Genomic DNA, 18,420 nt, shown 5'->3' on the forward strand with positions numbered 1-18,420 from the left:
GTTAGGAAGTTCATCCGGCCGCCTCGGACGCACGACCGACCTCGGCCAACGTATCCGGGGTGCAACGCAAGTCGCCAATCATCAACACGTCGTTTTCGTTCGGCGCATTGCTGGGGTCCAAGCGAAACTGGCAAAGCAGCTGGTTTTGGTAGCGCACTTGCAAGGTGGGTGCGCTGGAACTCATTTCCATCGAGAAGAACCCGTCCACTTCGCTGACCCCACGGCTGGCATGATTGATCACGTGATGGCCCTTGAGCGGTGCGCCGTGCTCATCCAACAAGCGGCCGAGCACGGTGACGGTTTTCATCACGGTGATTTTCCGGTAGTCCACGCCGCCTTTGTTCAGGTGATAGCTGGCGCGGGTCGGCTGGATATTGGCGGCGGGCGGGTGATTGCCTTCAAAATCGAAGCTCACGCTGCTGCTCTTGTAGGCCGAGACCGGCACGTAGTTGCGCCCGGGCCGCAAGATGGCGCCGCCACCGCCCAGATCGTCGGCGCGCAGAGCGATTTCATCGAGGTCGGTTTCCACGTCGATGATCATCCCGGCACCGTTACCCTGGTATTGGCTGCTCAGCAGCATCTTGCCGGCACCGGCGACAAAGGTGCTGTTGAGGTTCAAACCGCCACTCAGGTCGCCATTGAAGGAGCTGCGCTGCACAAAACCGTCGCCACTGAACGCGTCTGTATTGAAGCTGGCCATGCCCGACAGGCCGACACCATAGGTATCGGTGATCGCTGTCGCCGAGACGCTTTGCAGCGCGTGGTCGGTGAGGTCCTGGCGCAGGGTCACCGAAGCGTTATTGTCGCGCCCGCCATCACGGGCGGTACGGGTGCCGATGCTGCCGGAAATCTGCCGGCCATCGCGGCCCAGGTTCATGCTGACGCTCACGTCCACGCCGCGATTGCGCGCATCGTTGGTGCCAGCGCTACCGGGCCGATCGAACACCGAGAAGCGCCAGTTGGCATCGCTGCCGAACAGGTTGTCGTGGCGGCTCCAGCCCAGGTCCAACCCCGCGCCCTCGATATTGCCCTCACTGTGGGACAGGCGCATGTTCAGGGTGTTTTTCGCGTCGAGCCGGTGGTTGACCGACAACGCGGTGTTGCTGGCCTCGCCCACGAAGGTATTGCGGCGCAGACGCGTACCGTCCGGCAGTGTTTCGTAGGTGTCACGCGTGTCTAGCCAGCTGCGGTTATGGCTGAACACCAGGTTGGTTGAGCCCAAGGTGTAGAGCCCTTGCAGGTCCATGCCGGTGCCATGTTCCTGGGTCTGGTACAGGTTGGCATAGACGCTGGTGTTGTTGGCCACCGTCCAGTCCATCGACCCGCCGTACTGGAGTTGCTCGCGCACCTGGCGGGCCGACAGGCCAAGGATCACGCGCGGGTGTACCAGATAGTTGAGCGACGCACCGGCCGTCATTGCGCCCGAAGCCTGTTCGTCCCAGTTGCTGAACAACTTGGTTTCGCGCCCGGCGAACAGGTTGTAGCGCCAGCGGTCTTCGGCGTTGCGCCAGTTACTGGGCTTGTACACCAGCTCCTGGGTGGTGCTGGTGGTGAGGCCGTCTTCCACCAGGCGCACTTCCACTTCATAGATGCCGCCGGGCAGTGGCCGTGTATCGAGGGTTTGCAGGCCTGCCGCTACCGCCTGGGTGTTGATCAGCAAGCCGTTGCGGTAGATCTCCACCGCCGCTTGGCGGTTGGCGGTAACGTAGATCGGGTACACGCTGGGCTTGGTGTTGTTGATGGCCAGGCTGTCGGAGCTGCCATACATCAGGCCCAGCGCCGTGTCGGGGCTGGCGCCGAAGCTGCGCAGTTGACGGGTCAGGCCGTCGGAATTGGGGGTGAAGTGACCCAGGCGGAAAAACTGCCCTTCGAGTTCGCGCTGGGTGTACAGCTCGTGAATCGCATGGCGCACTTGTTCTTCATCGCCACTCTGGCGCGCCAGTTGCAGGTTGAACACCTGGCTCCAGTTACCCACGCTGGAACTGGCTTGCAAGCCATAGCGACCGCCCAGGCTGTCCTCCTGGCTGCCGTTGAGGTTGAGCTGGTTGTTAATGATCAGCCCCAGGCTGCCGCCTTCGGGCTGGTCATAGAAACGCGGAATGTCGTCACTGCGTTCGACGTCCTGGGTCAGGATCGACAACTGGGAGTTTTCCAGGTTGTAGAACGCCGAGATCATTTTTTCCGGGCAGGCCTGGGTGCAGGCGCCCAGGGCCACGCCTTTTTCCAACACGGCTTGCCAGGTATCACGGGTAGCGGCCGGGACTTTGCTGTCGCCGGTGTCGGTAAATTCGAGCAAGGTCACGCGATCATCCCGTGACAGCACAATCAGAGCCTCGCCCAGCGGTTGCTGGTCCAGGTCCACACGCACCGCCAACGGCACGTCGAAAAAGTGATCACTGAAACCTGCGGGCAGGCCTTGGGCCTGGGTAATCAAGCTGCCAGGGGTTGCAGCGCCGGAGGCAGCGGGTGCAGCCAGCGCACTCGTACACATCAACAGCGCAAGCGCAGCCGCGATAGGCGTCATCGGAAACATGAACGGATACCCTGAATGCCAAGAGATAAAAAAACCAGGTCGGCGGACAGAGAAGGGAATCAGCCGACCTGCAAGTGAATGCCCGTGATTAACAGGCACTCATTGGCATCACAGGGCTGGCAGTACGGCGTCGAATACCACCGGAATGGTGGTGGTGTAGGCACCGCGCTGAGTCGCCGTAGGCTTGGCGGCAGCGATGCGCATTTCCGCACCCACGCCTGGGGTGGAGTCGGCTTCGTTGACCACTTCCTGTGGCGTGCCGGTGAGGGTCACCCCGTTGAGGGTGGTGGTAACCGGGATGTTCTGCGCGGCATCACCGTTGAACAGCACCGCCGGGCCACCTTCGATGTAGGCGGCAACCGAACCGTTGGTGTTCTTGATGTCGTAGATGGCGCTCAGGGGAGCCAATTCACCGCTGACCAGGTTGTAGGTCATGGTCTCGTCACGGCCCCAGTTCGGATCACGCGGCTGGGCGTGGAACACGGTGGTCGGGATGTTTGCCTTGAGGTTGACGGTGTGGCTGGCTTCACCGGCAGCGATAGCGGTTACCGAGGAAGACAGCGCCAGAACAGCCAGGGGAACAGCAACAGCAAACTTCTTGAACATGGTCAATACCTGTAGTTGACAACATTGATTGATTCATTGCCAAGGAGATCCCTAACAACGAATTACATTGCCGATTAGTTGGAACAAGCAATGCCAAACAATGATCAATTGAAACTAGAGGCAGGTATGCAGGCGCATTCTAAAATGAGCGTAGCCCTTGTAAACAGGGGTCGAGCGAAAAAGATGGCATTTCGCCAAAACTTTAAAAGTATCCGTAGGAAACAGGCTACACACTTAAAAACACGATAAGGAAGTTACTGTAAGACGCAGACCACACCAACTCAAAAGCGCCTCCACAACCACGGGCCAGATAAGAATTCGAGTCATGACTCTAATTAAAGTTATAACTCTATAAATTAAAAAGATCCAATCGGACTTGTTTCACTTATGACCGAAACCCGCGGCTACCCCGTTGACCGTTGGTCGCCAAGGGCTACCCTTCGTACAAAGATATATCTTAAGTTATATCTAAACCTGTACAGAGGACTTGCGCATGAAACACGAGCATCGCGGCGAATTTGAAAAACGCGGCGGCCGCGGCCCACGGGTATTCGCCCCCGGCGACCTGAAGCTGCTGCTGTTGTCATTGATCGCCGAGCAACCTTGCCATGGCTACGACCTGATCCGCCGCATCGAGAGCCTGTTCGACGGCGCCTACAGCCCCAGTCCCGGCGTGATCTACCCCACCCTGACCTTTCTTGAAGAGAGCGAGCTGATCAGCGGCGACGCCGATGGTGGAAAAAAACGCTACACAATCACCGACGCCGGTCGTCTCTTCTTAAGCGAACAAGCCGTTGCCCTGGATGGCGTGCGCATGCGCCTGGATGTCAGCAAGCGCTCGCTGCGTGGCCACGACCGCCCACCCCAGATCCATGAGGCGGTGCACAACCTGCGCCACGCCTTGCATTCGCACAACGGGCACTGGAGCCCGGAAGAAATCATTCGTGTCGCGGCGCTGCTCAATCGCACCGCTCAAGCCATTGCCGACGGGACAGACCAATGAACACACAAGCCATTCATCGCGTGACCCACGAAATCAAACGCCGCCGCCTGGAAGTTCTGCGGGTGGTGGACATCACCCCACGCATGCGTCGCATCACACTGGGCGGGCCTGAACTGGAGGGCTTTATCAGCCTGGGCAGCGACGATCACATCAAGCTGCTGTTCCCGCAGAACGCCGCCGAGCAAGCAGCGCTTGAAAGCCCGACGTTCGCCATCAAGGGCGACGGCCCGCAACCGGCCATGCGCGACTACACGCCACGGCGCTACAACCTGGAAACCGGCGAGCTGGATATCGACTTCGTGCTGCATGGCGATGGCCCTGCGTCCACCTGGGCCGAGCAGGCGCAGGTCGGGCAGCACCTGTATATCGGTGGGCCACGGGGCTCGATGATCGTGCCGGACATTTTCGACAGCTACCTGCTGATAGGCGACGAAACTGCCCTGCCCGCCATTGCGCGGCGTCTGGAGGAGTTGCCCGCTGGGCGCAAGGTGCTTGCGGTGATTGAAATCGCCGATGCGGCGGAGCAACAGACGCTGCAAAGTGCGGCCGATGTGGAGGTGATCTGGGCGCTGCGTGGCCGCGATGACCTGCTTGAGGTGGTGCAAAACCTGACGCTGCCCGACGGCACGCTGTACAGCTTCGTGGCGACCGAAACCAGGTTGTCGCGCCAAGTACGGCGGGTGTTGCTGGACACCCACAAAGTCAATGAGGAATACCTCAAGGCCGTGGGTTACTGGCGCGCCGACGGTAGCCCGCAAGAGTGAGTCAGGGCCGGGGCTTGATGAATTTATCCAGCCCCACCATCACCAACGCTATCGCCACAAACCCCGCCAGAATCCCCCCGGCATTCACAAACACTTGTGGATAACCGAGGCGGTCCACATCGATGAACGGGTACTGATATTGCCCAAGCAAATGCCCACGCATCAGCACATACGCGAAGTACATCAATGGGTAAATCACCCAGGCGCCGATGTGCTTGAGGCGCAAAAAACCCTTGGGCACACAGCGCCACCAATAAATCAGAAACAGCAACGGCATCACGTCGTGCAGCAATTCATCGGCGATAAATTGAAAGCCTTCAGGGCTCCACAAATGCCGCAGCAGCAGGTTGTAGGCCAGGCTTACCACCACAATGCTCACGGCGACTCCACTGCTGATGTGAGGTGCCAGGAAAAACCGTTTGCCGGCTGACTCCCGGTTGACCCAGGCATAGCTCAACACCACCACCACCAGGGTGTTGGTCAACACGGTGAAGAAACTGAAAAAACTCACCAGCCCACCCAGCAAGCTGGCTTCAATGGACCAGCGTGAATAAAGGATCAGGTACTGCTGGATCGCCAACCCCACCCAGCCGGCAAGCGCCGCCGTCGCGACAAAACGCTTCATGGGTTCAGTCCAGCGGGCGTTTGGTGCGCATCAGCTTGACGTACAACCCTTCGACTTTTTCCCGCGCCCAAGGCGTCTTGCGCAGGAAGGTCAGGCTCGACTTGATGCTCGGGTCGCTCTTGAAGCAGCGGATATCAATACGTTCGGCCAAGCCGCTCCATTCGTAATGCTCCACCAGGGTGGTGAGCACGTGTTGCAGGGTCACGCCGTGGAGCGGGTCGTTGCTTGTCGCGGTCATGCCGGGCCTTTTGCAAAAAGAGGAAACACAGCCGCGCACCTTAGCCGACGAGGCGTGCAGGTGGAAGCATCGCATTGAATATAGCCCGCCAGGAAAAGTTCCCCTTCCAGACGAAAAAAGAGATGTTATATTGTAACTATATCTATCAGACGTTTTGCCTAGGAATATCCGATGTCCCTGCCTTCTCTCTGGCGCTTGTCCCCTCTCGCCGCCGCCTTGTTGATCAGCTCACAAGCCTATGCCCTGGAACTGCCCCCCCAAGTCGTTACTGGCAACCCGCTGGGTAGCGAACAATTGGCCTCGCCCACCACTGTGCTGGAAGGTGATGAGCTGACCCTGCAACAAAAAGGCAGCCTCGGCGAAACCCTGAACAAGCAGCCCGGGGTGTCATCGTCGTATTTCGGCCCAGGCGCCAGCCGCCCGATCATTCGCGGCCAGGATGGCGACCGTATTCGCATCCTGCGCAACGGCGTGGGGGCGCTGGATGCGTCGTCGCTGTCCTATGACCACGCGGTGCCGCTGGACCCGATCAATGTCGACCGTATCGAAATCGTGCGCGGCCCCGCAGCACTGCTGTACGGCGGCAGTGCCATCGGTGGCGTGGTCAACACCTTCGACAACCGCATCCCCACCGAGGCCATCGAAGGCATCCACGGTGCGGGGGAACTGCGCTACGGCGGCGCCGACACCACCCGCAGCAGCGCGGGCAAGCTGGAGGCCGGCAACGGCACATTCGCCTTGCACCTGGACGCCAATGCGCGGGAATTCAATGACCTGAAAATCCCCGGTTATGCGCGCAGCCGCCACGCGCCGGAGAGCGAAAACGGCCCCGGCAAAAACGGCCGCCTGGGTAACAGCAACGGACGTCAGGACGGCGGTGCGGTGGGTGGTTCCTACACCTGGGATGATGGTTACGCGGGCCTGTCCTACAGCAACTACGACAGTAATTATGGCTCCCCCGCCGAGCAGGATGTACGCATCCGCATGAAGCAGGATCATTACGCCTTTGCCTCCGAAATCCGCAACCTGCAGGGCCCGTTTACCTCGGTGAAGATCGACGCGGGCTACACCGAGTATCAGCACCGCGAAATTGAAGGCGGCGAAACCGGCACCACCTTCAAGAACAAAGGCTATGAAGCCCGAGTGGAGGCGCGTCACCAGCCCATCGGCCCGTTCGACGGCGTGGTCGGCGCCCAAGTGACCCGCAATGAATTTTCGGCCCTGGGTGAGGAAGCGTTCGTACCGCAGACCGATACCAACGCTGGCGCCCTGTTTATTCTGGAAGAGATGCAAGCCACCGAGCGCTTGAAACTCAGCCTGGGTGCGCGCCTTGAGCACACCAACGTCGACCCGGATGGCAAGGGCAATGCGCGCTTTGCCACTGCGGATAAATCCAACGACTTCACCGCAGGCAGCCTGTCGTCGGGTGCGGTCTACACGCTTACGCCAATCTGGTCGGTGGCCGCGACGCTGGGCTACACCGAGCGCGCCCCGACCTTCTACGAGCTGTATGCCAACGGTGCCCACGTCGCCACCGGCACCTATGAATTGGGCGACGCCAACCTGTCGAAAGAAAAGGCCGTGTCCAGCGACCTGGCCCTGCGTTTTGACAATGGCACCCATAAGGGCAGCTTTGGCGTGTTCTACAGCCGCTTCTCCAACTACATCGGTTTGCTCGGCACTGGCCGCACGTTGAGCGACGAGGGTGAAGAGGATGCTGGCGGTATTCCCGAGTACGGCTACTCCGGCGTACGTGCGCGTTTCGCCGGTTTCGAAGCCCAGGATCACTGGAAGCTCGGCGAAGGCGCCTACGGCAAGTTCGCTCTGGAACTGTCGGGCGACTACACCCGCGCCACCAACCTGGACAGCGGCGAAGCCTTGCCGCGCATTGCGCCCCTGCGTTTGAACAGCGGCTTGCTGTGGGAACTGGATCGCTGGCAGGCACGTATCGATGTGGAACATGCTGCGGGCCAAGGGCGCGTGCCGGATAACGAGAGCGGCACCGATGGCTACACCACTTTGGGAGCAAGCGCGGGGTATCGCTTCAACGTCGGTGGCAGCCAGTGGCTGGCGTTCGTCAACGGTGAAAACCTGACCAACCAGACCGTGCGCTACGCCAGCTCGATCCTGCGCGACATCGCACCGGCACCGGGGCGCAGTGTGCAGTTCGGCATCCGCACCACCTTCTGACCAACACCGAAAACCCTTTGTGGGAGCAAGCCCCCTCCCACATTATTAGCCAGCGACTATCTGTCACTGTTACCAAAACTGAAATGATGCATCTTGCGATTCACCCTTTCTCAAAACGCCCCGCCGCATTATCCTTCGCAACAATCTGAAACGCTTCACCTCCCGGTCGCCCCATTTGCCGAATCTCTTCATGCACAAAGACAGCGCTGTCTTGAATCGACCAGCGCCGGGGGGGGTTATTGCCCGCCTGTGGATAACCGAGTTATCCACAGAAAAAACCAAAAATAACGATGAACCAAGCCCGAGCCGAATCGTCATCTACAGTGAGTGAAGCACGGGGTTACATAATTCCAACGTAACGGAGAAACACACTATGAGCACTGATGGTGCCTCAAGCCCAAGCCGCCTGTTGCCCAGGCTGCTGGGGGTCTTGCTGCTGATCATGGGGCTGGCCTTGCTGGCCGGCGGCGTCAAGCTGAGTATGCTCGGCGGGTCGCTGTACTACCTGCTGGCCGGTATCGGCATTGCCCTGACCGGCGTGTTGCTGCTGGCTACCCGCCGCGCTGCGCTGGGCCTGTATGCACTGGTGTTGTTCGCCAGCACCGTGTGGGCCCTGTGGGAAGTGGGCCTGGACTGGTGGCAGCTGGTGCCGCGCCTGGCCCTGCTGTTCGCCCTGGGCATCGTCATGCTGCTGCCGTGGTTTCGCCGGCCATTGCTGCGTGGCCAAGCCGCGCCGCTGGGCACTGGCGCGCTGAGCGTGGCCGTGGTGCTGGCGGGCGCAACCGCCCTGGCCAGCCAGTTCACCAATCCAGGTGAAATGGTCAAGACCGGCCAACTGGACCGCGACGCGGTACCCGGCATGGCCAGCGCCGCACCCTCCCAAGCCGATGGCGACTGGAACTCCTATGGCCGTTCGGCCTTTGGTGACCGTTACTCGCCACTGGCACAGATCACTCCGGAAAACGCCCACAAACTGGTGCCAGCGTGGACCTATCGCACCGGCGATATACCGGGCCCGAACGATCCGGGTGAAACCACCGCGGAAAACACCCCGCTGAAAGTCAACGGGATGCTCTACGTGTGCACGCCGCACAGCCAGGTGATCGCGCTGGACCCGGACACCGGCAAGGAAATCTGGCGCTTCGATCCGAAGATCAGCAGCCAGGGCGCCGAGAACTTCAAGGGTTGGGCGCACATGACCTGCCGTGGCGTGTCGTATCACGATGACGCCGCCTACGCTTCCGAACAGAGCCCGACTGGCAGCGCTAGCCCGGCTGCGGCACCGACTGCCTGCCCGAAACGCATCTTCGTGCCGACTGCCGACACCCGTCTGATCGCCCTGAACGCCGACACCGGCAAGATGTGTGAAGACTTCGGTGACAAAGGCCAGGTCGACCTGCGCGCCAACATCGGCAGCTTCGCCCCAGGCGGCTACTACTCCACTTCGCCACCGGCCGTGACCAAGAACCTGGTGGTGATCGGCGGTCATGTGACCGATAACGTTTCCATCGACGAGCCTAGCGGTGTGATCCGCGCGTTCGACGTGCACACCGGCAAGCTGGTGTGGAACTGGGACAGCGGCAACCCGGACGACACCACCCCGTTGGCCGAGGGCAAGACCTACACCCGCAACTCGCCGAACATGTGGTCCATGTTCGCCGTGGATGAAAAACTCGGCATGTTGTACCTGCCGATGGGCAACCAGATGCCCGACCAGTACGGCGGCGACCGTACCGATGATTCCGAGAAATACGCAGCGGGCCTGACCGCTCTGGACATCGACACCGGCCACGTGAAGTGGACCTTCCAGTTCACCCACCATGACCTGTGGGACATGGACGTGGGCGGCCAGCCTTCGCTGATCGACATCAAGACTGCTGACGGCGTCAAGCAAGCGGTGATGGCATCGACCAAGCAAGGCAGCATCTACGTGCTGGATCGCAGCAACGGTCAGCCAGTGGTTCCGATCAACGAAATCCCTGTACCGCAAGGCGCAGTGGCTGGTGATCGCACCTCCCCGACCCAACCCAAGTCCGACCTGAACTTCATGCCGCCGCCCCTCAAGGAACGTGACATGTGGGGCGTGACGCCGTTCGACCAACTGATCTGCCGGATCGACTTCAAGTCGATGCGCTACGACGGCCCGTTCACCCCGCCGTCGCTGCAAGGCTCGATCGTGTACCCAGGCAACTTCGGCGTGTTCGACTGGGGCGGCATCTCGGTTGACCCGGTGCGTCAGATCGCGTTCGTGAACCCAAGCTACATGGCGTTCAAATCGAAACTGATCCCGGCAGCCGACATCGCCAAGCAAGGCCCACGCGTCAGCGAAACCGAAGGCGTACAGCCGAACAAAGGCGCGCCGTACGGTGTGATCCTTGAAGCACTGCTGTCGCCGATGGGCCTGCCGTGCCAGGCGCCAGCGTGGGGCTACGTGGCAGCGGTCGACCTGACCAACCACCAGACCATCTGGATGCACAAGAACGGCACCGTGCGTGACAGCTCGCCGGTCCCGATCCCGCTGACCATGGGCGTGCCTAGCCTGGGCGGTACGTTCACCACCGCAGGTGGCGTCGCGTTCCTCAGCGGCACCCTGGACCAGTACCTGCGTGCCTATGACGTGAAAAACGGCAAGCAACTGTGGGAAGGCCGCCTGCCAGCAGGCGCGCAAACCACCCCGATGACCTACACCGGCAAGGACGGCAAGCAATACGTGCTGGTCATGGCCGGGGGTCACGGCTCACTGGGCACCAAGCAGGGTGACTATGTGATGGCGTTCAAACTGCCGGATTAAGCAGCACCGGCGATATAAGCAAAGGCGGCTACCTCACAGTAGCCGCCTTTTTTTATATCCGTGTCCTGTCCATCAGCCACAGGATGCTAGCGGGTATGGCAAATATCTATCCAAACCTGTCATGGTTGACAGGTTTTAACTGCGCAAAAATGATTTAGCCTCCCGCTCGAGATTGCTTTAGCTCGCGCACCGCTTACGCAATACCTGGGCGCACGGATGAAATTTTAAATGGAGCTTTTCACTATGACGGACCATAGCGCTGTACAACCAAACCTTTGTATCTCGACAAAAATCCTGGAACTGGAACAACTCGACAGTCCAAGTTTAAGAAAGCTGATCAGCGGGCAAGTGCTTGCCATTCGAGTGCCCGACTTCGCCAACGAAAAAACCAGCGCACGGCTGATTCAGAGCATCAGCGAAACCGCCACGCTGGAACAATACAGCCACGAAACCTACGAGGGCGGGCACGTCGTACAGCACTTCTATGGCGTGCATCGCTGGGGCACGCCGTTCAATTCCACCTATGGCAAGGTTGCGGGCAGTGATGCCCAACGCAAGTATTACGCTGACGCTGCCCATATGCGCAGCCTGATCGACCGCATTTGCGCCCCGCAACAACCGCCCATTCAAGACTTGATGGAGCAGTTCCAGAGCATTTGGCCGCAAGGCGCACAAGCCGCTGCATTCCAGGGCCAGCCGATGTTCTGCGGGATTATCCGCGCCATGTTTCCCGAGACGGCGCACCTCTCGGAAACGGTTCCCCATGTTGATTGCCTGCCCCTGTCGATCGCGGAACTGGAACACCAATTCAGCGCCAATATTTATCTGGAAACGCCGCCATCAGGCGGAGAGTTGATCATCTGGGATACCGAGGCCTTTGCCTATGCCGAGGTCAAGCGTTTCGAAGGTGCGCAGCTACCCGAGGAGCGCTTGCAAAAGCCGTTGCGTATCCAGCCGCGCAAGAACGAATTGGTGATCATCAATACTCGCCGTCCCCATGCCATTTGCGGATTCGAATCGGGCAAACGTATCAGCATGCAGTCGTTTATCGGCTATACCGCTGGCAAACCGTTTTATTTCTGGTGCTGATACTTTTAACCCTCTTGCAAATGGACATCTTTTTATGACCCCCGAAGAATTCCGTCGCCATGGCTACGCCATGATCGACCTGATCGCAGACTATCGAGAAAACATCGAGCAACGCGGCGTGCAGCCCACCACGGTGCCCGGCGAAATCAAGGCCGCCCTGCCAGCGAGCCCGCCTGACAGCGCCGAACCGTTCGAACAGATCATGGGCGATGTCGAAAAGCTGATCATGCCCGGGCTGCTGCATTGGCAGCATCCGAGTTTTTTCGGCTTCTTCCCTTCCAACGTGGAGCTGTCTTCGGTGCTGGGCGATTGCCTGAGCACTGGCCTGGGTGTGGTGGGCTTGTCCTGGCAATCCAGCCCGGCCCTCACCGAAATCGAAGAAGTGACCACCGATTGGCTGCGCGACATGCTCGGCCTGAGCAGCGCCTGGAGCGGCGTGATCCAGGACTCCGCGTCAACCTCCACCCTGGTGGCCCTCATCAGCGCCAGGGAGCGCAGCTCCGATTACGCGCTGATGCATGACGGCCTGCAAAACAGCGGCGCCCCCCTGATCGTCTACACCTCAGCCCACGCCCATAGCTCGGTCAACAAGGCGGCGATCCTGGCCGGATTCGGCCAGAACCATATCCGCACCATCGCCACCGACCAACACAATGCAATGTCGCCCCAGGCATTGGCGCACGCCATCGAACAGGACCTGGCCGCCGGCAATCGCCCCTGCGTAGTAATTGCTACCACCGGGACCACAGCCGCCATGGCGATCGACCCTCTGGATGCGATTGGCGACCTGACACAACGCCACGGTGTGTGGCTGCATGTGGACTCGGCGATGGCCGGCGCTGCGATGATCCTGCCGGAATGCCGGGCACTGTGGCAGGGCATCGAAAAAGCCGACTCCCTGGTGCTCAACCCGCACAAATGGCTGGGCGCGGCCTTCGATTGCTCGGTGTACTTCGTGCGCGACCCCGAGCATTTGATTCGCATCATGACCACCAACCCGAGCTACTTGCAGTCCAGTGCCGACGGCCAAGTCAGAAACTACCGCGACTGGCGGATTTCATTGGGCAGCCGCTTCCGCGCCCTGAAGCTGTGGTTTCTGATACGCGAACAAGGCGTCAGCGGCTTACAGGCGCGGCTGAGGCGCGACCTGGCCAATGCACGCTGGCTGGCTGAACTGATCGAAAGCAGCGCGCAATGGAAACTGGTGGCCGCGCCAGCCCTGCAAACCCTGTGTATTCGCCATGAACCGCCAGGGCTGAACGGTGAGGCGCTGGATCAGCACACGCGGGCCTGGGCAGAAAAACTCAACCAGTCCGGTCATGCCTATGTCACCCCTGCCCTCCTCGAAGAGCGCTGGATGGTGCGGGTGTCCATCGGTGCATTGGGCACCGAGCGCCAGCATGTCGAACGGTTATGGACGCGGCTGCAAAGCCTGGTCGAGCAAACGTATTCTTAGGTCGACACCCGCGAACGGCGCATCCAGCGCTCGAACGCCATGGCATTCAGTGGCCGGCTGATCAGGTAGCCCTGGGCCGTGTCGCACTGCCAGTGCTTGAGCAGGGTGAGGCTGTGCTCGAACTCCACCCCCTCGGCCACGACCTTGAGGCCCAGGTTGTGGCTCATCTCGATGGTGGAGCGCACGATCACGCCGTCGCCGCTGGTGCTGTCGAGGTTGCGTATGAACGACTGGTCGATCTTCAACTCCTGTACCGGCAGGCGCTGCAACTGCGCCAGTGATGAGTAACCGGTACCGAAGTCGTCCACCGACAGGCTGATGCCGCAGCCGCGCAGTTGTTCCAGCACGCTGAGGGCTTGCTGTGGATTGTGCATGATGGCGCTTTCGGTGATTTCGAAAAGCAAATGCTCGGCGCTCACCTCGTATTGGATCAATAGCGCAGTGACGCGAATGGCCAAGTCGTCATCGACCAGGTCGTTCACCGAGATATTCACCGACAGTTGAATCACCAGGCCACGCAGCGCCCATTCGGCAATCTGGCGGATGGCCTCTTCAATCACCCATAAGGTCAGGGGCCCCATGCTGCCGGTGCGTTCGGCCAGGGGAATGAATTCTGTGGGCGACACTTGCCCAAGGGTCGGGTGTTGCCAGCGCAACAAGGCTTCCGCCTGGCCCACATGGCCGTGCTTGAGGTCGAGCTTGGGCTGATAGCACAGGAACAACTCGCCTTCGACCACCGCCCGGCGCAGATCGCGGATCAGGGTAATCTGGCGTTGGTGAGCGAGGTCGCGATCAGGCTGGTAGATCTGCAAATGCCCCGGCATGGTGGCCGCGTCATGCCGAGCGATGGCGGCGCGGTTGATCAGTTCCTCGACCTGCTGACCGTCTGCGGGATACGCGGCAATGCCGATGCTCACTTCATGACGCACTTCATCGTTACCGATGCGCTGGGGTTCGGTCAGCAGCCCGTACACGCGGTCGGCACGAGCGACGGCGGAGTCGATTTCGGTGTTTTCCAGCAATAGCAGAAACTCACTGCCGGCAATGCGCGCGGCGGTGTCGCTGGCCAGCAGGCTCATGGACAGGCAGCGGCTGGCTTCGCACAACATTTCTTCCACACCCTGGGGGCCGAAGCCTTCGTTGATGACCCGATAGTTTTCAATCCCCAGGTACAGCAACACCACCGGCCGCCGCGCACTGATCGCACTGCCCAGACGCTCCATGGCCAGGGCGCGATTGGGCAGGCCGGTGAGCGCATCATGCAAAGCGTTATGGGCCAACTGTCGTTCGCGCACGGCGATGCCGCTTTGCATGGCATTGAAAGCGCGGGCCAAGAGGCCGAACTCATCGTGGCTGCGCACCCGCACCGGCGTGTGGTAGTCACCGGCGCCGATCCGCTCAGCGGCCCGCACCAATGCATTGAGCGGGCGTGATACACGCCGCGCAAGAAATAACGCCGCCCCCAGCGAGACCAACAGCACCGCCACGGCAATCACCAGAAACTGCCGGTCCAGCGGTGCGAAGGATTCCAGGGCGTGGTCCAGCGGGCTTTGCAGCAACACGCGCACTTCATCGCCTTCGCCGCTATTGGCCAAGGGCAACACCTGGCTGAGCACGCGCTGGCCATGGAACCCTTGGACCCGCGCCTGCGGATCGATTGACGTGCCCAGCAGCAGGTCGATAACGCTCGGGCGCAAACTGCCCGGCTGGGTCGTGAAGAGCTGGCCGACATGGCCGCCTTGTACGCTGAGAAACGACACCTCAAGGTTGCTCATGGAGCGCAACTCATGGGCAAATTGCGTATCCATGGGAAAGCCCATGATCACTCGGGCGATGGGCGCGGGTTCAAGGACTTCCTTCTGCACCAGCAAGTAGGGGCGCCCAGCCATGGCGACGATCAGCATTTGCTGGCCGCTGCGGCGCGCGCTGCGCAATGCATTGGCATAAGGGAACGCCTCCCCTTGCGTCATCGCCAGCAAGGTACTGACCATGACCCTGTCATCCAGGCCCAACACGAACACTTCGCTGGAATTGACCCCCGTACCGTGGCGTCCCAGGGCCTCCAGGATCGGCACAGTTGCGCCACCGGCCACGGCCTGCTTGAACGGGCCATCGATGGTGAGCCAGTCCAACCCATATTGCAGGCGGCGGCCGCGCAGGTCCAACAAGCGCTCGAACACCTGCCGCCCAGTGTCCAACTGCACCTGGGCCTGGTTCTCCACGGCGCGGGTAGTAGCGGCCTTGACGGCGAAATACGTGGCCGCCACGACCACCAGCAACAACAGCGCCAGTACTCCGGCAATCCGGGTTTGAAAGGTGTGACGCCACTGCAATGCCGCACCCGCCGGCCGCGCTCGGCGTTCTGTGCGGTGCGTTGCGTCTCTCATATGCATCCCTGCCGGTTGCTGAGCTGGCGTCAAAAAAACGTCCATCCTTAAAGAGAATTTTGTTTAGGCTAGATTAGCTTGGACAAGGCATAAGTAAACCCAATAAATACGGCACCGTTAGCGTCATATTATTGACTAAAGCACTGAGACAGCGTCATTTTGGTAATTTCATGCAATATGTTGCTATCTCACCCCCACCATTGAAACCACCGCTCCCCCGCCCCATCTAACCTGCATACTCCCTTATGCAGGTGCCCCATGAGCGACCAGCAAGACGTCCCTGATTACGACCTCAACGATTACGCCGACCCCGAAAACGCAGAAACCTCCTCGTCCAACACCGGCCTGGCGCTTCCTGGGCAGAACCTGCCGGACAAGGTCTATATCATCCCGATCCACAACCGGCCGTTTTTCCCGGCGCAAGTGCTGCCGGTGATCGTCAATGAAGAGCCGTGGGCTGAGACCCTGGAGCTGGTGAGCAAATCCGACCACCACTCCCTTGCCCTGTTTTTCATGGACACGCCACCAGAAGACCCGCGGCACTTCGACACCTCGGCCCTGCCGCTGTACGGCACCCTGGTCAAGGTGCACCACGCCAGCCGCGAGAACGGCAAGCTGCAATTCGTGGCCCAGGGCCTGACCCGTGTGCGCATCAAAACCTGGCTCAAGCACCATCGCCCACCGTACCTGGTGGAGGTCGAATACCCGCATCAGCCCAGCGAGCCCACCGACGAGGTCAAGGCCTACGGCATGGCGTTGATCAATGCGATCAAGGAACTGCTGCCGCTCAACCCGCTGTACAGCGAAGAGTTGAAGAACTACCTCAACCGCTTCAGCCCCAACGACCCGTCGCCGCTCACCGACTTCGCCGCCGCCCTCACCTCGGCGACAGGTAATGAGCTGCAGGAAGTGCTGGACTGCGTACCCATGCTCAAGCGCATGGAAAAAGTGCTGCCGATGCTGCGCAAAGAGGTCGAAGTGGCGCGGCTGCAAAAAGAACTGTCTGCCGAAGTGAACCGCAAGATCGGCGAGCACCAGCGCGAATTCTTCCTCAAGGAACAGCTCAAGGTCATCCAGCAGGAGCTGGGCCTCACCAAGGACGACCGCAGTGCGGACGTCGAGCAGTTCGAGCAGCGCCTGGAAGGCAAGGTGCTGCCGGCCCAGGCGAAAAAACGCATTGATGAAGAATTGAACAAACTGTCGATCCTGGAGACCGGCTCGCCGGAATACGCCGTCACGCGCAACTACCTGGACTGGGCTACCTCGGTGCCGTGGGGCGTGTACGGCGCAGATAAGCTCGACCTCAAACACGCGCGCAAGGTGCTGGACAAGCACCATGCGGGCCTGGATGACATCAAGAGTCGCATCCTTGAATTCCTTGCGGTGGGCGCCTATAAAGGCGAAGTCGCCGGCTCCATCGTGTTGCTGGTAGGCCCGCCGGGCGTGGGCAAGACCAGCGTGGGCAAATCCATTGCCGAGTCCCTGGGCCGACCGTTCTACCGTTTCAGCGTCGGCGGTATGCGCGATGAGGCCGAGATCAAGGGCCATCGCCGCACCTACATCGGCGCCCTGCCCGGCAAGCTGGTGCAGGCACTGAAAGACGTGGAAGTCATGAACCCGGTGATCATGCTCGACGAGATCGACAAGATGGGCCAGAGCTTCCAGGGCGACCCGGCATCGGCGCTGCTGGAAACCCTGGACCCGGAGCAGAACGTCGAATTCCTCGACCACTACCTGGACCTGCGCCTGGACCTGTCCAAAGTGCTGTTCGTGTGCACCGCCAACACCCTGGACTCGATTCCGGGCCCGTTGCTGGACCGCATGGAAGTGATTCGCCTGTCGGGCTATATCACCGAAGAAAAAGTCGCCATCGCCAAGCGCCACCTGTGGCCCAAACAGTTGGAAAAAGCCGGCGTCGCGAAAAACAGCCTGACCATCAGCGACGGCGCGCTGCGCGCGTTGATCGACGGTTATGCGCGGGAAGCCGGGGTGCGTCAGCTGGAGAAGCAACTGGGCAAACTGGTGCGCAAGGCGGTGGTCAAGCTGCTGGATGAGCCCGACAGCGTGATCAAGATCGGCAACAAGGACCTGGAAAGCTCCCTGGGGATGCCGGTATTCCGTAACGAGCAGGTACTGTCCGGCACCGGCGTGATCACCGGCCTGGCCTGGACCAGCATGGGCGGCGCCACATTGCCGATTGAAGCAACGCGTATCCACACGCTCAATCGCGGCTTCAAGCTCACCGGGCAGTTGGGTGAAGTGATGAAGGAGTCCGCAGAAATCGCCTACAGCTACATCAGCTCGAACCTGAAGTCGTTTGGCGGTGATCCGAAGTTCTTCGACGAAGCCTTCGTTCACTTGCACGTGCCGGAAGGCGCCACGCCGAAAGACGGCCCGAGTGCGGGTGTGACCATGGCCAGTGCGCTGCTGTCGCTGGCACGCAACCAGCCGCCAAAGAAAGGCGTGGCCATGACCGGCGAACTGACCTTGACCGGGCATGTACTGCCGATTGGCGGGGTGCGTGAAAAGGTGATTGCGGCGCGGCGCCAGAAGATCCACGAGCTGATCCTGCCGGAGCCCAACCGTGGCAGCTTTGAAGAGCTGCCGGAGTACCTGAAGGAAGGCATGACAGTGCACTTCGCCAAGCGCTTTGCGGATGTGGCGAAGGTGCTGTTCTGATAGAGCTCTAGCGCCTGAACCGGCCTCATCGGGGGCAAGCCCCCTCCCACAGGGAACCG

12 protein-coding genes are annotated in these 18,420 nt (G+C 60.6%); 7 read left to right on the forward strand and 5 right to left on the reverse strand.

Annotation, left to right across the window (positions count from 1 at the left end; genetic code table 11):
• Positions 1 to 10 precede the first annotated feature (10 nt).
• Together E4P01_RS08615 and E4P01_RS08620 are read right to left on the reverse strand one after the other, a co-directional pair.
• A complete protein-coding gene (locus E4P01_RS08615) occupies positions 11 to 2,533 on the reverse strand; it encodes a CS1-pili formation C-terminal domain-containing protein (protein WP_216090796.1) in 2,523 nt (840 codons plus the stop codon).
• 108 nt (positions 2,534 to 2,641) lie between these two features.
• Positions 2,642 to 3,139: a CS1 type fimbrial major subunit gene (locus E4P01_RS08620; RefSeq protein WP_032877593.1), complete on the reverse strand. Its 498-nt coding sequence runs from the start codon at positions 3,137 to 3,139 to the stop codon at positions 2,642 to 2,644.
• A 493-nt stretch (positions 3,140 to 3,632) separates the two neighbouring features.
• On the opposite strand from E4P01_RS08620, the gene E4P01_RS08625 reads away from it, so the two are divergent.
• Together E4P01_RS08625 and E4P01_RS08630 are read left to right on the forward strand one after the other, a co-directional pair.
• Entirely contained in the window at positions 3,633 to 4,142 is a 510-nt protein-coding gene (locus tag E4P01_RS08625; protein ID WP_005785185.1) for a PadR family transcriptional regulator, read from the forward strand.
• Positions 4,139 to 4,906 (forward strand): siderophore-interacting protein, encoded by a 768-nt coding sequence (locus tag E4P01_RS08630; RefSeq protein WP_078820369.1) that lies wholly within the window; start codon positions 4,139 to 4,141, stop codon positions 4,904 to 4,906. Before E4P01_RS08625 ends, E4P01_RS08630 begins: the two co-directional genes overlap by 4 nt.
• 1 nt (position 4,907) lies before the next feature.
• Here the strand turns inward: E4P01_RS08630 and E4P01_RS08635 are convergent, their stop codons facing one another.
• Together E4P01_RS08635 and E4P01_RS08640 are read right to left on the reverse strand one after the other, a co-directional pair.
• Positions 4,908 to 5,531, reverse strand: a complete 624-nt coding sequence (locus E4P01_RS08635) for a Pr6Pr family membrane protein (protein ID WP_032877598.1) — start codon at positions 5,529 to 5,531, stop codon at positions 4,908 to 4,910.
• Positions 5,532 to 5,535: 4 nt separating this feature from the next.
• Positions 5,536 to 5,769, reverse strand: a complete 234-nt coding sequence (locus tag E4P01_RS08640; protein ID WP_003188882.1) for a VF530 family protein — start codon at positions 5,767 to 5,769, stop codon at positions 5,536 to 5,538.
• Between the two features lie 171 nt (positions 5,770 to 5,940).
• Between E4P01_RS08640 and E4P01_RS08645 the strand changes: the two genes are divergently transcribed.
• The 4 genes from E4P01_RS08645 (at position 5,941) to E4P01_RS08660 (ending at position 13,295) form a co-directional block, all read left to right on the forward strand.
• A complete protein-coding gene (locus tag E4P01_RS08645) occupies positions 5,941 to 7,959 on the forward strand; it encodes a TonB-dependent receptor (protein ID WP_216090795.1) in 2,019 nt (672 codons plus the stop codon).
• A gap of 373 nt (positions 7,960 to 8,332) precedes the next feature.
• Positions 8,333 to 10,750, forward strand: coding sequence for a glucose/quinate/shikimate family membrane-bound PQQ-dependent dehydrogenase (locus E4P01_RS08650; protein ID WP_005785177.1), 2,418 nt, complete (start codon positions 8,333 to 8,335; stop codon positions 10,748 to 10,750).
• Between the two features lie 243 nt (positions 10,751 to 10,993).
• A complete protein-coding gene (locus tag E4P01_RS08655; RefSeq protein ID WP_032877604.1) occupies positions 10,994 to 11,839 on the forward strand; it encodes a 2OG-Fe(II) oxygenase in 846 nt (281 codons plus the stop codon).
• 34 nt (positions 11,840 to 11,873) lie between these two features.
• Entirely contained in the window at positions 11,874 to 13,295 is a 1,422-nt protein-coding gene (locus E4P01_RS08660) for a pyridoxal-dependent decarboxylase (RefSeq protein WP_216090794.1), read from the forward strand.
• Here E4P01_RS08660 and E4P01_RS08665 read toward each other — a convergent pair.
• Positions 13,292 to 15,628, reverse strand: a complete 2,337-nt coding sequence (locus E4P01_RS08665; RefSeq protein ID WP_078820366.1) for a GGDEF domain-containing phosphodiesterase — start codon at positions 15,626 to 15,628, stop codon at positions 13,292 to 13,294. The genes E4P01_RS08660 and E4P01_RS08665 overlap by 4 nt on opposite strands.
• A gap of 312 nt (positions 15,629 to 15,940) precedes the next feature.
• On the opposite strand from E4P01_RS08665, the gene lon reads away from it, so the two are divergent.
• Positions 15,941 to 18,361 (forward strand): endopeptidase La, encoded by a 2,421-nt coding sequence (gene lon, locus E4P01_RS08670; protein ID WP_032877610.1) that lies wholly within the window; start codon positions 15,941 to 15,943, stop codon positions 18,359 to 18,361.
• Positions 18,362 to 18,420: the final 59 nt, after the last annotated feature.

Source organism: Pseudomonas sp. NCIMB 10586, from assembly GCF_023127895.1.
Classification (GTDB): Bacteria; Pseudomonadota; Gammaproteobacteria; order Pseudomonadales; family Pseudomonadaceae; genus Aquipseudomonas; species Aquipseudomonas synxantha_A.

Bases quoted from the DNA above. Each gene is read 5' to 3' on its own strand.
- E4P01_RS08620 (WP_032877593.1), bottom strand. From the start codon at position 3,139: ATGTTCAAGAAGTTTGCTGTTGCTGTTCCCCTGGCTGTTCTGGCGCTG.
- E4P01_RS08625 (WP_005785185.1), top strand. From the start codon at position 3,633: ATGAAACACGAGCATCGCGGCGAATTTGAAAAACGCGGCGGCCGCGGC.
- E4P01_RS08645 (WP_216090795.1), top strand. From the start codon at position 5,941: ATGTCCCTGCCTTCTCTCTGGCGCTTGTCCCCTCTCGCCGCCGCCTTG.
- E4P01_RS08640 (WP_003188882.1), bottom strand. From the start codon at position 5,769: ATGACCGCGACAAGCAACGACCCGCTCCACGGCGTGACCCTGCAACAC.
- E4P01_RS08630 (WP_078820369.1), top strand. From the start codon at position 4,139: ATGAACACACAAGCCATTCATCGCGTGACCCACGAAATCAAACGCCGC.
- E4P01_RS08615 (WP_216090796.1), bottom strand. From the start codon at position 2,533: ATGTTTCCGATGACGCCTATCGCGGCTGCGCTTGCGCTGTTGATGTGT.
- E4P01_RS08660 (WP_216090794.1), top strand. From the start codon at position 11,874: ATGACCCCCGAAGAATTCCGTCGCCATGGCTACGCCATGATCGACCTG.
- E4P01_RS08655 (WP_032877604.1), top strand. From the start codon at position 10,994: ATGACGGACCATAGCGCTGTACAACCAAACCTTTGTATCTCGACAAAA.
- E4P01_RS08650 (WP_005785177.1), top strand. From the start codon at position 8,333: ATGAGCACTGATGGTGCCTCAAGCCCAAGCCGCCTGTTGCCCAGGCTG.
- lon (WP_032877610.1), top strand. From the start codon at position 15,941: ATGAGCGACCAGCAAGACGTCCCTGATTACGACCTCAACGATTACGCC.
- E4P01_RS08635 (WP_032877598.1), bottom strand. From the start codon at position 5,531: ATGAAGCGTTTTGTCGCGACGGCGGCGCTTGCCGGCTGGGTGGGGTTG.